We start from the raw sequence: 14091 nt of genomic DNA on the forward strand, positions 1-14091 counted from the left end.
ATTAAGACTTAAATGTTGAAAGGAGGATATTATATGGCAAACGGAAATGTTGTTACTGGTGGAAATTTTGCTAATCTTCTTTGTGACTATATTGGTGAAACTGTAACTATTTTTACTAACAGTGGTGGGCAATCTGGTTCTGGTTTTACTGGAGTTGTTCTTAGTGTAAATAATTGTTTTGTACGTCTTCTTACTCGTATAGGACCTCCTCCAGGCTGTGCTCTTGGAAATTCATGCACAAATTTTGCTCCTGGATATGGTCCTGAATATGGATATGGATGTGGTTATGGCAATAATTATGGTAGTGGTTATGGTCCTATTCTTCCAGGTAGTGAAAATGGAACTATTTCATCTGGTGGCTGGAATGGTTATCCAGTTTATACCGTTGGTTCTGTAGCAGATATTCCTATTGATTCTATTGTTTCCTTTGTACACAATGCTGTATAAAAATAATGGTGGGTGGCAAATGCCACCTTTTTTTATTAATATTTATTTTTAGACATAAATGAACATTTTTCATGTTAATCCCATAATATGTAATAGGCTAAAAAGCCAAATATATGTAAAGGAGGTAATATGATGTCGAATGGATTTTATGGTAGATACGGATATGGTTATGGTTATGGCTATGGAGGAATATTATATGAATTAAGTAAATTTATAGGTGAAACTATTACTATTTTTACTAATAGTGGTGGACAATCTGGTTCTGGTTTTACTGGTGTATTAATAGGAGTAAATCCTTACTTTGTAACTTTAGTAACTGGTCAAGGCCCTGCTCCTTATTGCCCTCTTGGAAATGCTTGTGGTGGATATAGTAACTGGAAAGGATATAATAACTGTGGGAATTATCATGAAATTTATACAACTGGTTCTATAACTCATATTCCTGTATATATGATAGCTTCTTTTAGTCATAATACTGTTTAATAAAATATACCGGTGGCTCTTTTTAGAAACACCGGTTCTTTTTTTTAATTATACAATCATTCATTTAATTATACATTAAAAATTATTATTTAATTATTTTTTAATATTGATTTTTATTTAAAATATTGTATAATATAATTAAACATATGAATGATTGTTCATGTATTAAAATGCTAGGAGGATTATAATGAAAAAAAATAAAATAGAAACATGTAATTGTACTATAATACATGAAGACCTTGTAAATAAAGCAAGAGAAAATATGCCCCCAGAAGAGCAACTCTATGATTTAGCAGAATTATTTAAAGTCTTTGGAGACAGTACTAGAATTAGAATACTTTATGCCCTATCTTCATCTTCTATGTGTGTATGTGATATAGCTGCTCTTCTTGGTATGACTCAATCAGCTATTTCTCATCAACTAAGAGTCTTAAAGCAAGCAAAACTTGTTAAATATAGAAAAGAAGGTAAAGTAGTTTATTATTCCCTAGCTGATGACCATGTTAATCAAATTTTCGCTCAAGGCTTAGAACATGTTAGGGAATAAATAAGGAGGTTTTTATATGATAAAAAAAGAATTAATATTACAAGGACTACATTGTACTAATTGTGCTACTAAAATAGAAGATAAAGTAAAATTAATCCCTGGAGTTAAAAATGCATATATTGATTTTATATCCCAAAAACTGACCATAGAAATTAATGATAAAAATAATATAGACACCATAGTTAAAAAAGCTTCTTCCATAGCTACAAATATAGAGTCTGGTATATGTATCATTGACAATAATCAAAATATTTCTAAAAAAAATGAATATAAAAATGAAATTATTACACTTAGTATAAGTATTTCTTTATTTTTGCTAGCTTTGATAATTCCATTTCCTCCATTGGTAGAAAAAAGTCTTTTCTTTATTAGTTATATCTTAGTAGGTTTGGAAATTCTTATAAAAGCAATTAAAAATATTTTTAAAGGGGAAGTTTTTGATGAAAACTTTTTAATGTCCATTGCAACTATTGGTGCTTTTGCCATAGGAGAATTTCCTGAAGCTGCAGCAGTAATGATTTTTTATCAAATAGGTGAATTATTTCAAAATATGGCAGTTAGCCGTTCAAGAAAGTCTATTCAAGCTTTAATGGATATTCGTCCGGATTATGCTAATTTAAAACTAAAAAATGAAATAAAAAAAGTATCACCTGAAGAAATAAAGGTGGGAGATTTAATATTAATAAAACCTGGAGAAAAAATCCCTCTTGATGGGATTATAGTAGAAGGAAGCTCTACCCTTGATACTTCTACTTTAACTGGAGAATTTCTTCCAAGAGATGTTAAAGTAAAAGATGAAGTTCTTTCAGGGGCCATTAACCAAAGAGGAGTTATAACAGTAAAAGTTACAAAACCTTTTAAAGAATCTACTGTATCAAAGATATTAGATTTAGTTCAAAATGCTAGTTCTAAAAAAGCTCCTACAGAAAATTTTATTACTAAATTTGCAAGATATTATACTCCTATAGTTGTTATAACTTCGGTTTTTCTTGCAGTAATTCCTCCTATTATTAATGGCGAAAGTTTTTCTATTTGGTTTTATAGAGCCCTTATTTTTCTTGTAATATCTTGCCCTTGTGCTTTAGTTGTTTCTATTCCCCTTGGATTTTTTAGTGGTATTGGAAAATCATCTAGAAATGGTATATTAATAAAAGGAAGTAACTATTTAGAAGCTTTAAATAATGTAAACACAATTGTCTTTGATAAAACTGGAACTTTAACTAAAGGAATATTTAAAGTATCTAATATTTCTAGTGTTGGCAATTTATCAAAAGAAGAAATTTTAGAATATGCTGCCTTAGCCGAAAGTAACTCCACCCATCCTATTGCTATTTCTATTTTAAAAGAATATAAAAATAATATCGATAGCAATAGAATAAAAGATGTTAAAGAAATTGCAGGACATGGGCTTAAAGTTATAATCGATGATAAAGAAGTATTAGTAGGAAATGAAAAATTAATGAACAAATATAATATTAAAGTTAATTCTAAAGCTTCTTCTACTATTGTTTATATAGCTGTTAATGGAAATTATGAAGGTATGATAACCATTTCTGATGAAATTAAAGAAGATTCAGCTAAAACTATAAGTGAACTTAAAAATTTAGGGATAAATACTATTATGCTAACTGGAGATAATACTTCTACTGCTAAAGCAGTAGCTAATATTCTTAATATAAATGAATATTATAGTGAACTCCTTCCCCATGAAAAAGTAGAAAAATTAGAGCTACTGCAAAACAAAAAAACATCTAATAAAAAGCTTGCTTTTGTAGGAGATGGGATAAATGACGCTCCTGTATTAGCTATGGCAGATGTTGGAATTGCCATGGGAGGTGTAGGGTCTGATGCCGCTATAGAAGCTTCTGATATTGTTCTTATGACTGATGAACCTTCTAAAATAGTAGAGGCAATTAAAATCGCTAAAAAAACTCGAAGTATTGTATGGCAAAATATAATTTTTGCCCTAGGAGTTAAAATATTTGTTTTATTACTTGGTTCTCTTGGTTTTGCTACTATGTGGGCTGCTGTATTTGCAGATGTAGGTGTTACTTTAATAGCAGTATTAAATGCTATGAGAATTAGTCTAAAAAAATAAATGAGAGGAAAGCCTCTCATTTATTTTTTTATTTCCCAATAACAACGTTTAGGAGAAACTATTTTTTCTTCTTTTTTTAATTTTTTCATTACTTTATCTACTTCTTTTTTGTCTATCCCTGTATCAGCCGCAACTTTACTGGCATTAACTGGTTCTTTGGCATTTTGAAAATATTCTAAAATAACATCATAATTTTCCATATTACCATCCTCTCTTTTTAAATAAAAAATTAAGTATTTAGATTATTACTTAAAATTAATTTTTAAATAAGTATTATTATCATTTATTTTGATTTTACTATTTTTTATATAAATTTTCAAGTCTTTTTATATCTTATTTTTTTAATTATTATACTATTATTTAGATTGTTGAATAATTAAATTAGTATTAAAATAGTCGTCACTTTCTAGTATCATGTTAAGTATCCAAAACAATCACTAGAAATGACGACGCATATAGTTGTAATATTTATCATAATTAAAAATAACCTTTCTTATAAATTTTAAAAACTTACATTAAATTTTTATAAAATAATATATTGCCACTAGAATCCGAGTTTAGGGGTTATTCCATTGTTTTAATTTCTTAAGAAGTTTATTAATTCAATCTATATTAATAATATTTAAAATTTCTTTATTTTATTTTTATTTAAATATCGCATTCTTTCATCTCTTCTTTCTCTTTGCATTAAAAGATTTCTTGCTGCTTCACTAGCAGCTTTTTTAAGATCGCTATCTAAATATCTCACACACTTGTCACAGTATCTTCCACTTTTAATAGAAGTTCCACAAATTTCGCATTTTAAAAAAAGATTTTCTGATTCCACAATTTCTAGGCGTCCTTCTTTTAAATAATGTTCAATCATTTTCACGGGAATATCTAAATCTTCTGCTACTTGGAATAAAGTAGCTTTTGGATGTTCATAAAGATATTCTTTTATCTTTTTAAAATTTTCTTCATCATAACGCATACATACTGGACAATATTGAGATATACCATTATATTGAAATAACTTACCACACCTTTTGCAATTAACTAATTTCAAGGCAATACCTCCACTCTTTATAATATGTATATTTATATTACCAATATATTATTTTTTTTACAATGACCCTAATTTCCTAAATATACATGACACTCATATCTTTTTCTGCTATAATTACTAGAATAAAATTTTAATTTGACAGAAGGTGAGCCAAATGATTAAAGACATGACGAAAGGAAACCCCTCCAAAATACTACTAAGTTTTGCTATGCCCATGATATTAAGTGGAATGTTCCAACAATTCTACAATATCGCTGATAGTGTAATTGCAGGGAATTTTGCTGGAGTAGATGCCCTTGCAGCAATTGGAGCCTCTTATCCTATAACCATGCTTTTTATTGCTATTGCTACTGGAAGTGGGATTGGATGCTCTATAATTATATCTCAATTATTTGGATTTAAAGATTATACTAAAACCAAAACTGCTATTTTTACAGCTATTATTTCAATCACTACTTTAAGTATATTGCTAACAATTTTAGGTAATATCTTGTGTTCCCATATTATTAAACTTTTAAATACACCTCAAAATATATTTGATGATTCTTCTTTATATCTTCGTATTTACGTATTAGGATTAATATTTCTATTTATTTATAATATCGGAACATCTACCTTTAATGCTTTAGGAGATTCTAAAACGCCTTTGTATTTTTTAATTTTTTCTTCTATGTTAAATATTATCCTCGACCTTATTTTTATGGCAGGATTTAATATGGGAGTTGCTGGAGCTGCTTGGGCTACTTTTATTGCTCAAGGAATTTCTTCTATACTTACTATTGTATATTTATTTTACACAATTAAAAAGATTGAAACTAAAAATCCTCCTAAATATTTTGAATTTAATATGTTAATTAAAATGAGTAAAATAGCTATCCCTAGTATAATTCAACAATCAATTGTTTCCTTAGGGCAGCTATTTATACAAGCTTTAGTCAATAGCTTTGGCTCTAATGTAGTAGCAGGATATTCTGCTGCCATTAAAATTGATTCATTTTTTAAAATTATAGCTATAATTATGGGAAATTCTGTATCTAGCTTTACAGCTCAAAATATAGGTGCAAAAAAATTAGATAGAGTTATTGATGGGAAAAATTCAGCTATTAAAGCCATGCTTATTTATAGTGTGGCTTCTGCTATTATTATATTTATATTCAAAAATAATTTTATTGGGTTTTTTATAGATTCTGATTCTAACAAAGAAGTTATTAAAATAGGAGTTTCTTATCTTACTATTACATCATTATTTTATTTTCCTTTTTCTCTTTTAATGATTAGTAACGGAATTCTTAGAGCGTTTTCAAAAATGAAGTCTTTTATGTTTATAACTTTAACCAATCTATTTTTAAGAGTATTTTTATCTTATTTTCTAGCTAACTTTATAGGATATAATTCTATTTGGTGGAGCATTGTAACCGGATGGATAGTAGGTATGATATTAGGAATTATATGTGTTAAAATAACTATATCTTCTCAAGTAAAAAAAGTGCCATTAGGTTAACCTATTGGCACTTTTTTTAAGTAAAATATATCTAATATGTTATATTTCATGACACTTTCTGCATCTTGCTTCATAAGACTCTTTTGCCCCTATAAGTATTAAAGGGTCATCATATTTAGCTGGTTTTCCATCCACAAGTCTTTGCGTAAATATAGCAGGTTTTCCACATTTCATACAAATAGCTGTTAATTTTGTTATATTATCAGCTACAGCTAAAAGCTGCGGAACTAATCCAAAGGGTTCTCCTCTAAAATCCATATCCAATCCTGCACATATCACTCTTTTCCCTTCTTTTACTAACTTTCTACATATAGATACAATATCTCCTTCTAAAAATTGTACTTCATCAATACCTATAACATCTGTCTCTGCATCTATGTATTCTAATATTTCTTCTGAATTAGTTATATTAATCGCCTTGATATTATTACCATCATGAGAACAAACATATTCATTTTCATATCTATTATCTATTTTAGGTTTAAAAACTAATACATTTTGTTTTGCTATTTTAGCTCTTCTTAGTCTTCTAATAAGTTCTTCAGATTTTCCTGAAAACATAGGTCCACAAATTACTTCTAAACTTCCATATCCATCTGGTAAAAACATAATACTATCCTCCAATTTATATTATACGGCTAATATTATTTCATATAATATATAAGTTTGCAATAAAAAATTACTTAAACAGTATTACTTACATTAACTTTATTGAAATTTAAATATCTTTTTCTTAAATTTTTAATCTACATAAAATAAATAAGCCAGAGAAACTTTATATTTTCTCTGGCTATCTTTTTGTTAATTTTCTAACGCTTGTTTTATATCATCTATTAAATCTTCTACATCTTCTATACCTATAGATAATCTAATCGTATCTGGAGTTACTCCTGCACTAAGCTGTTCTTCTTTAGATAATTGTTGATGAGTAGTACTAGCTGGATGGATTACTAAAGATTTAGTATCTGCCACATTAGCAAGATTAGAAAATAATTCTAATTTGTTTATAAATTCTTTAGCTTCCTTTTCCTCTCCTTTTATTCCAAAGGTTAAAATAGAACCTGCTCCTTTTGGTAAGTATTTTTTAGCTAATTTATAATATTTATTTCCTTCTAATCCAGGATAATTTACCCAAGCTACTCTTGGATGGTTTTGCAAAAACTCTGCGATCTTTTTAGCATTTGAAACATGAGCTTTCATACGAAGAGAAAGAGTTTCTAAACCTTGTAAAAATAAGAAGGAATTAAATGGACTAATAGCTGCTCCTGTATCCCTTAAAAGTGTCACCCTAGCTTTTACTATATAAGCTAAATTTCCTACAGCTTCAGTATATCTAATATTATGATAACTCCTATCAGGCTCTGTTAAAATAGGAAATTTCCCGCTTCCTTCCCAATCAAAATTTCCAGAGTCTACTATCACTCCTCCTATAGAAGTTCCATGTCCTCCTATAAATTTAGTTGCAGAATGAACAACTATATCAGCTCCATATTCAATAGGTCTTAAAAGATAAGGAGTTGCAAAAGTATTATCAATAATAAGTGGAATTTTATTTTCATGAGCAATTTTAGCTACTTCTTCAATATCTATTATATTTATTCCTGGATTTCCAATAGACTCTATATAAATAGCTCTTGTTTTTTCATTAATTGCCTCTCTAAAATTTTCTACATTATCCGGATCTACAAACTTGGTTTTAATCCCAAAACGAGGGAGGGTATTGGCAAATAAATTATAAGTTCCTCCATATAAGGTAGATGCAGAAACTATTTCTTCTCCTGCTCCTACTATATTTGTTATAGCATAAGTTATAGCTGCAGAACCAGAAGCTACTGCTAGAGCTCCTACTCCTCCTTCTAACTGTGCCACTCTTTTCTCAAATACATCTGTTGTAGGATTCATAATTCTTGTATAAATATTCCCTGATTCTCTAAGGGCAAATAAATTTTCAGCATGATCTGCGTCTTTAAAAACATAGGAAGTTGTTTGGTAAATAGGAACTGCTCTTGACCTTGTTACTGGGTCTACTTCCTGACCTCCATGAACTTGAATAGTATCAAATTTGTATTTTTTTTCATTCATAACCATCTCTCCTTTTAAAATTATTTATAAAATAAAAAACTCTCCTAAAATAAAAGGAGAGTTTTATTTCCCCTCTTATCTCTCAGTATAAAAATATACTGCAGGATTTAGCACCTGGTAAAATACCGGTTGCTGGGCTTCATTGGGCCAGTCCCTCCACCACTCTTGATAAGAGTTTTTGATTTTTAATTTATAGTATTTTTATAAGAATTATAAGGATTAAAATATGTTTTGTCAAGATATTTTTATAAAATTATATAATTCATTATTTTTTGATATTTTATATTGCTTTAGCTCGTCTAATAAACTCTTTTATTTTTTCTTCATCTTTTTCTCCATTAGTTTCTACTCCAGAACTTACATCTATTACATGAGGGTTAACTTTTTTTATGGCATTTTCTATATTATCAATATTTAATCCTCCAGCTAAAATCGTAAAATAAGATTTTGAAATTCCTTTTATTAAATCCCAATCAAAAGTTTTTCCAGACCCCCCTCTACTACTATCAAATAAAAAACCTGATACTTTTTTATATTCATCTATTAAATTAAGTTCTAGTTTTTCTTTAACAGAGAATGCCTTCCATACAGGAACTATAGACTGTTCACATTCTTTAGGCGTTTCCCTTCCATGAAGTTGAACTATATCTAAATTACAATACTTAGCTATTTTATTTACTTCTTCTATAGGAGTATCAACAAATACTCCCACAGCCTTTATATCCTCTCTTAAAGCTAATTTCATTTCTTTTGCAGTCTTCGGACTTATTTGTCTTTTACTTTTTGCAAATACAAACCCTACATAATCTACTTCATATTTATTTATCATATGTATTTGTTCTAACTTTTTTAAACCACAAATCTTAATTTTAGGTATTATAAGCATTTTTAAACTCCTCAGCTTTTTTTCTAATATTTTCTGATTTCATAAAACTTTCTCCAACTAAAATCCCATTTATTTCAGCTTTTTTAAGTTTTATTATATCTTCTTTAGTTAAAATTCCACTTTCACTTATAACTACTTTATCTTTTGGAATTTTATTTCTAAGTTTTATTGTAGTATTTATATCCACACTAAAATTCTTTAAATTTCTATTATTAATACCTATTATTGCTCCATTAGTATTAAGCACCCTTTCTAATTCAACTTCATCATGAACTTCTATTAAAGCGTCCATATAAAGGGAATGGGTGATATTAATAAATTCTTTTAATTTATAATCATCTAATATAGCTGCTATAAGAAGAACTGCACTAGCTCCTAAAGCTCTTGCTTCATAAATTTGAATAGGATCTATTATAAAATCTTTTCTAAGTAAAGGTAATTTTACTTCTTTATTAACTTCCTTAAGATATTCTTTAGACCCTAAGAAAAAATCTTCTTCTGTTAAAATTGAAATAGCATCAACGCAGGTTTCATATTCCTTTGCTATTTCTATAGGTTTAAAGTTTTCCTTTATTATTCCCTTAGATGGGGAAGCTTTTTTTATCTCCCCTATAATTGAAAGCCCTGGTTTTGTCATAGCTTTATAAAAAGATTTAGGAATTTTTTGTGTTTTTATTTTTTCTTCTAGAACAGAAATACTTATATTTTTTTTTAGTTCTTCTAATCTTTCTTTTTTCTTTTCTACAATTTTATCTAGTATCATAAAAACCTCCTAGTATATTCTCTAAATTCATCTAATTTATTAAGGGCATAACCTTCATCTATTAATTTTTTAGCCATATTTATTCCTTCTTCTATAGATTTTGCTTTTTTGCCTACATAAAGGGCTGCTCCACTATTTAAAAGAACAATATCTCTTTTAGGCCCTTTCTCGCCTTTTAATATATTCATTATAATTTCTGCATTTTCTTTAGCATCCCCTCCTACTAAATCTTCTTTTTTCCCTTTTTCTATTCCATATTGTTCTGGAGATATAAAATAAGTATTTATTTCCTTATTTTTTAATTCTGTTACTTTTGTTTTATCAGTTATAGTTATCTCATCTAATCCATCCATTCCATGGACTACCATAGCATGTTCTACTCCTAAGTTTAAAAGTACTCTAGCCATAATTTCTGTTAAGCTATCATCAAATACACCCATAACTTGAGCTTTTGCTTCTGCTGGATTAGTAAGAGGACCTAAAACATTAAATATAGTTCTAAATCCTAATTCTTTTCTTGGCCCTAGGGCATATTTCATTGCCTTATGAAATGTTGGAGCAAATAAAAATCCTATATTTTGAGCTTTTATACATTCTTCTACTTGTTTTGGAGTGAGGGATATATTAACTCCTAATGCTTCTAATACATCAGCACTTCCACTTTTACTAGACACTGAACGATTTCCATGTTTTACTACATAAATCCCTGCTGAAGCTGCTATAAACGCTACTGCAGTTGATATATTAAAAGTTCCTGCTCCATCACCACCTGTTCCGCAAGTATCTAAAGTATAAAGGCCTTCTAAATCTATTTTTTCTGCTTTTTTTCTCATTACTTTAGCTCCCCCTGTAATTTCTTCAGGGGTTTCACCTTTTATCTTAAGAGCTGTTAAAAAACTGCCTATTAAAGTATTAGTAGCTTCCCCATTCATAATACTTTCCATAGCTTCTATCATTTGATTTTCTGTTAAATCTTTCCCTTCCAATAAGGTTTCTACAGCTTCTCTTAACATAGCTCATCTTCCTTTCTTAAAAAATTTTCTATTATTTTCATACCATCAGGTGTATATATAGACTCTGGATGAAATTGTAGTCCAAATAGAGGATATTCTTTATGAAATATTGCCATTACTTCCTTATCTTCTGTGGTAGCTGCAACTTCAAAACAATCTGGTATAGTATTAATATCTACTGCTAAAGAATGATATCTTGCTGCTTTCATAGGATTTTTTATTCCTTTAAAAATCCTAGTACCCTTATGCATTATTATGCTGGATTTTCCATGGAATAATTTTTTAGCATGGACTATCTTAGCTTTAAAGGCTGCTCCTATACATTGATGTCCCAGGCAAATACCAAGTATAGGTATTTTTTTATAAAATCTTTTTACTACATCAACACAAATTCCTGCTTCTTTTGGCGTTTTAGGCCCTGGAGATAAAACAATATAATCAGGATTTATATCTTCTATTTCTTCTATAGATATTTCATCATTCCTTACTACTTTTATATTTTTTTCATATCTACCTATATATTGATATAAGTTATAAGTAAAAGAATCGTAATTATCTATTAATAAAACCATATTACCCTCCTATTCTAAAACCTTTAATAAGGCTTTCACTTTATTTTCAGATTCTTCATTTTCTTTTTTAGGGTCTGAATCAGCTACAATCCCTGCTCCTGCTTGCATATATATTCTCCCTTCTTTTTTAATCATAGTTCTAATAGCAATACACATATCCATATCACCATCAAAACCAAAATATCCAACAGCTCCTCCATATATACCTCTTTTTTCTTCTTCTAATTCATCTATTATTTCCATAGCACGAATTTTAGGAGCTCCTGATAAGGTTCCTGCTGGCAAAAAGGAATGAAGTATAGAAAAAGCATCTTCTCCTTCCTTTTTAGTTCCTTCCACTAAAGATACTAAATGCATTACATGGGAATAATAATGCACTTCCATAAAATTTTTAACAGAAACAGAATCTATTTTTGCTACTCTTCCCATATCATTTCTTGCTAAATCTACTAGCATAATATGTTCTGCTTTTTCTTTTTCATCATTTAATAATTCCTTAGATAGTAGTTCATCTTCTTTTTTATCTTTTCCTCTTTTTCTTGTCCCTGCAATAGGACAGTTATAAATCTTATCCTTTCTAAGCTCTACTAGCATTTCAGGAGAACTTCCTATTACTTGGTATTCTCCAAAATTTAAGTAAAAAAGATAGGGTGATGGATTAAGTTTTCTAAGTTTTCTATAAAGCAAGAAAGAATCTATATCAGCTTCTACAACCCATCTTTTAGAAAGAACTACTTGAAATATATCTCCTTCGTATATATATTTTTTTGCTTTTTTAACTTTATCCATATATTCTTCATCAGTCATATTACTAGTGATTTTTTTAATATTTTTATTATCAAATCGGGGAATATCTATCTCTTGTTTATTTTGCAATTCTCTTTCCATATAAGCTATTTTTTCTTCTGCTTTTTTCTTTCCTTCTTCATTATCTTCTTCTAAAACCATAAGAAAAACCTGCTCTTTTAAATTATCATAAGCTATGATTTCCTTAGTAAACATAAGATGAACATCCGGAACTTTTATAGTATCTTTATTGGGTTTTGGTAATTTTTCATATTGCCTTACAATATCGTATCCTACTGTTCCTACTGCACCTCCTGCAAAGGGAATAGAACTATGATTTTTTATTTTGAAATTTGACATATACTCCCTTAATATATTCATTATCTTCCCATTTTTTTCTGTTATCTTATCACCTTCCTTTATAATAATTTTTTTATCCATTCCTTTTAATTCTGCAAAAGGATTTTTTGCTATAAAGGAATATCTTCCCTTTTCTTCGTGATTACTTTCTAGTAAAAAACCTTTTTCACATCCTACATATTTTTGAAATAAAGTTATAGGAGTATAACTATCTCCTTCTAATTGTTTTAAATATACTTTAAATTCCATATCATTCCTCCTAAACAAATTATTAACTAAAAAATCCTTCGCCCCAAATTGGGACGAAGGATTTACTTCGCTATGCCACCCAATATCTTAAAGTATTAGGTTTAAATAAAAAAAGACATTCATCCTTTGGGACAAATGTCTTATTTAGCCACCCAATACATTTAAGTATTACTAATCCGATACGGAGCTTACGCTCGATATCTTTCCTCTATAACGGGAGGCCCCGGCATCGGCTACTCTTTTACATTTCACCTAGCATCTCCTAGAACCATTCCTTAAAGGACTTTGTACCGGACCTCACACCAAACGCCGGCTCGCTGAAACAAAACCCTAAAAGTACTCTTTCTAATCATCGATTTTAAAATTTTTACTTTTTTATATTATATGAAAATATCAAAAATTTGTAAAGAGGATTTTTAAAATTTATATTTATTTATCATCATTCATTTCTTCTGCATTATTAAAATAATCAACTATCCCCGCATATATAGCCCAAGCTACCTTTTCTTGATAAATTTCATTATTTAGATTAGCTTCTTCTTCTGGATTACTTAAAAAACCACATTCTACAATAACTGCTGGTATCTCGGTAGTTCTTAAAATATAATAATCTGTATTTGCTTTTGCTTCTCTTTTATTAGTAGCATCTACAAATTCTTTAAATTTATTTTGAATAGATTTTGCTAATCTTTCCCCTTCTTTGGAATGGCCATGATAAAACACTTGTGCTCCTTTATATTTAGATTGAGTAAAACTGTTTTGATGAATACTAATTAATATATCTGCCTCACTACTATTAATTAATTCCTTTCTTCTTCTCATATCTGAACTTTTTTTATTTGTATCCCCTTCTTCATTTAATCCTTCATCAGTATTTCTTGTAATAATTACATAAGCTCCACTTTGTTCTAAATATGATTGGAGTTTTAAGGCTATTGCAAGATTAATATCTTTTTCATGTACTCCGTTAGTTCCCAACTTTCCTGGGTCAAATCCTCCATGCCCCGGGTCAATAACTATCACTCGTTTAGCAGTAGGCAATGCAAAAGTACTTACTGTCCTAGTTGCATATATATTATAACCTAAAAAAATTACTAAAATTATTCCAATAGCAACATAAATCTTAGGAGTTTTAACATGTAAATTCATATCTTCACCCCAATATATCTTATGTTATTATATTTTATTCTTATTAATAATATATATGACCAAAACTAGTTATATATTTTTTAACATAAATATTTTAACAATTTTCAAAG

General features: G+C 28.8%; 15 protein-coding genes and 1 riboswitch. Of the genes, 5 read left to right on the forward strand and 10 right to left on the reverse strand.

Annotated elements, in window-relative coordinates; genetic code table 11:
* The first annotated feature begins 33 nt into the window (after positions 1-33).
* The 4 genes from OM90_RS06175 to OM90_RS06190 all read left to right on the forward strand — a co-directional run bounded on the left by OM90_RS06175 (position 34) and on the right by OM90_RS06190 (position 3575).
* Complete coding sequence (locus OM90_RS06175; protein WP_058486028.1) at positions 34-447, forward strand: hypothetical protein; 414 nt, start codon at positions 34-36, stop codon at positions 445-447.
* Between the two features lie 132 nt (positions 448-579).
* Positions 580-930, forward strand: coding sequence for a hypothetical protein (locus tag OM90_RS06180; protein ID WP_064505509.1), 351 nt, complete (start codon positions 580-582; stop codon positions 928-930).
* A gap of 187 nt (positions 931-1117) precedes the next feature.
* On the forward strand, positions 1118-1477 hold the full coding sequence (locus tag OM90_RS06185) for an ArsR/SmtB family transcription factor (protein WP_058486029.1): 360 nt from the start codon (positions 1118-1120) through the stop codon (positions 1475-1477).
* A gap of 16 nt (positions 1478-1493) precedes the next feature.
* On the forward strand, positions 1494-3575 hold the full coding sequence (locus tag OM90_RS06190; RefSeq protein WP_058486030.1) for a heavy metal translocating P-type ATPase: 2082 nt from the start codon (positions 1494-1496) through the stop codon (positions 3573-3575).
* Positions 3576-3595: 20 nt separating this feature from the next.
* Here OM90_RS06190 and OM90_RS06195 read toward each other — a convergent pair whose 3' ends face one another.
* Together OM90_RS06195 and OM90_RS06200 are read right to left on the reverse strand one after the other, a co-directional pair.
* Positions 3596-3775, reverse strand: coding sequence for a hypothetical protein (locus tag OM90_RS06195; protein WP_058486031.1), 180 nt, complete (start codon positions 3773-3775; stop codon positions 3596-3598).
* A gap of 422 nt (positions 3776-4197) precedes the next feature.
* Positions 4198-4620, reverse strand: a complete 423-nt coding sequence (locus OM90_RS06200) for a hypothetical protein (RefSeq protein WP_058486032.1) — start codon at positions 4618-4620, stop codon at positions 4198-4200.
* Between the two features lie 154 nt (positions 4621-4774).
* Here OM90_RS06200 and OM90_RS06205 point away from each other — a divergent pair, with 154 nt between their 5' ends.
* The gene (locus OM90_RS06205; RefSeq protein WP_058486033.1) at positions 4775-6121 is read left to right on the forward strand and encodes an MATE family efflux transporter; all 1347 of its coding nucleotides are present in this window, start codon (positions 4775-4777) and stop codon (positions 6119-6121) included.
* A gap of 39 nt (positions 6122-6160) precedes the next feature.
* On the opposite strand, the gene OM90_RS06210 is transcribed toward OM90_RS06205, so the two are convergent.
* The 8 genes from OM90_RS06210 to cwlD form a co-directional block, all read right to left on the reverse strand.
* On the reverse strand, positions 6161-6730 hold the full coding sequence (locus OM90_RS06210; RefSeq protein WP_058486034.1) for a thymidine kinase: 570 nt from the start codon (positions 6728-6730) through the stop codon (positions 6161-6163).
* Between the two features lie 192 nt (positions 6731-6922).
* A complete protein-coding gene (locus tag OM90_RS06215) occupies positions 6923-8203 on the reverse strand; it encodes a homocysteine synthase (RefSeq protein WP_058486035.1) in 1281 nt (426 codons plus the stop codon).
* A gap of 72 nt (positions 8204-8275) precedes the next feature.
* A riboswitch (SAM riboswitch) is annotated at positions 8276-8378 on the reverse strand.
* A 105-nt stretch (positions 8379-8483) separates the two neighbouring features.
* Complete coding sequence (locus tag OM90_RS06220; protein ID WP_084757985.1) at positions 8484-9089, reverse strand: phosphoribosylanthranilate isomerase; 606 nt, start codon at positions 9087-9089, stop codon at positions 8484-8486.
* Positions 9073-9852: an indole-3-glycerol phosphate synthase TrpC gene (gene trpC, locus OM90_RS06225; RefSeq protein WP_058486036.1), complete on the reverse strand. Its 780-nt coding sequence runs from the start codon at positions 9850-9852 to the stop codon at positions 9073-9075. Before trpC ends, OM90_RS06220 begins: the two co-directional genes overlap by 17 nt.
* Positions 9849-10865: an anthranilate phosphoribosyltransferase gene (gene trpD, locus OM90_RS06230; RefSeq protein WP_058486037.1), complete on the reverse strand. Its 1017-nt coding sequence runs from the start codon at positions 10863-10865 to the stop codon at positions 9849-9851. The genes trpC and trpD overlap by 4 nt, the downstream gene beginning before the upstream one ends.
* Positions 10859-11437 carry an anthranilate synthase component II gene (locus OM90_RS06235; RefSeq protein WP_058486038.1) on the reverse strand — a complete coding sequence of 193 codons (579 nt, stop codon included), beginning with the start codon at positions 11435-11437 and terminating at the stop codon, positions 10859-10861. Before OM90_RS06235 ends, trpD begins: the two co-directional genes overlap by 7 nt.
* 9 nt (positions 11438-11446) lie before the next feature.
* Complete coding sequence (gene trpE / locus OM90_RS06240; protein WP_058486039.1) at positions 11447-12832, reverse strand: anthranilate synthase component I; 1386 nt, start codon at positions 12830-12832, stop codon at positions 11447-11449.
* Positions 12833-13261: 429 nt separating this feature from the next.
* The gene (gene cwlD, locus OM90_RS06245) at positions 13262-13981 is read right to left on the reverse strand and encodes an N-acetylmuramoyl-L-alanine amidase CwlD (RefSeq protein ID WP_058486040.1); all 720 of its coding nucleotides are present in this window, start codon (positions 13979-13981) and stop codon (positions 13262-13264) included.
* Positions 13982-14091 lie beyond the last annotated feature (110 nt).

The sequence above is a fragment of the Defluviitalea phaphyphila genome (genome assembly GCF_001466305.1).
Taxonomy (GTDB): domain Bacteria; phylum Bacillota; class Clostridia; order Lachnospirales; family Defluviitaleaceae; genus Defluviitalea_A; species Defluviitalea_A phaphyphila.

Bases quoted from the DNA above. Each gene is read 5' to 3' on its own strand.
- OM90_RS06175 (WP_058486028.1), top strand. From the start codon at position 34: ATGGCAAACGGAAATGTTGTTACTGGTGGAAATTTTGCTAATCTTCTT.
- OM90_RS06180 (WP_064505509.1), top strand. From the start codon at position 580: ATGTCGAATGGATTTTATGGTAGATACGGATATGGTTATGGTTATGGC.
- OM90_RS06185 (WP_058486029.1), top strand. From the start codon at position 1,118: ATGAAAAAAAATAAAATAGAAACATGTAATTGTACTATAATACATGAA.
- OM90_RS06190 (WP_058486030.1), top strand. From the start codon at position 1,494: ATGATAAAAAAAGAATTAATATTACAAGGACTACATTGTACTAATTGT.
- OM90_RS06195 (WP_058486031.1), bottom strand. From the start codon at position 3,775: ATGGAAAATTATGATGTTATTTTAGAATATTTTCAAAATGCCAAAGAA.
- OM90_RS06205 (WP_058486033.1), top strand. From the start codon at position 4,775: ATGATTAAAGACATGACGAAAGGAAACCCCTCCAAAATACTACTAAGT.
- OM90_RS06210 (WP_058486034.1), bottom strand. From the start codon at position 6,730: ATGTTTTTACCAGATGGATATGGAAGTTTAGAAGTAATTTGTGGACCT.
- OM90_RS06215 (WP_058486035.1), bottom strand. From the start codon at position 8,203: ATGAATGAAAAAAAATACAAATTTGATACTATTCAAGTTCATGGAGGT.
- OM90_RS06220 (WP_084757985.1), bottom strand. From the start codon at position 9,089: ATGCTTATAATACCTAAAATTAAGATTTGTGGTTTAAAAAAGTTAGAA.
- trpC (WP_058486036.1), bottom strand. From the start codon at position 9,852: ATGATACTAGATAAAATTGTAGAAAAGAAAAAAGAAAGATTAGAAGAA.
- trpD (WP_058486037.1), bottom strand. From the start codon at position 10,865: ATGTTAAGAGAAGCTGTAGAAACCTTATTGGAAGGGAAAGATTTAACA.
- OM90_RS06235 (WP_058486038.1), bottom strand. From the start codon at position 11,437: ATGGTTTTATTAATAGATAATTACGATTCTTTTACTTATAACTTATAT.
- trpE (WP_058486039.1), bottom strand. From the start codon at position 12,832: ATGGAATTTAAAGTATATTTAAAACAATTAGAAGGAGATAGTTATACT.
- cwlD (WP_058486040.1), bottom strand. From the start codon at position 13,981: ATGAATTTACATGTTAAAACTCCTAAGATTTATGTTGCTATTGGAATA.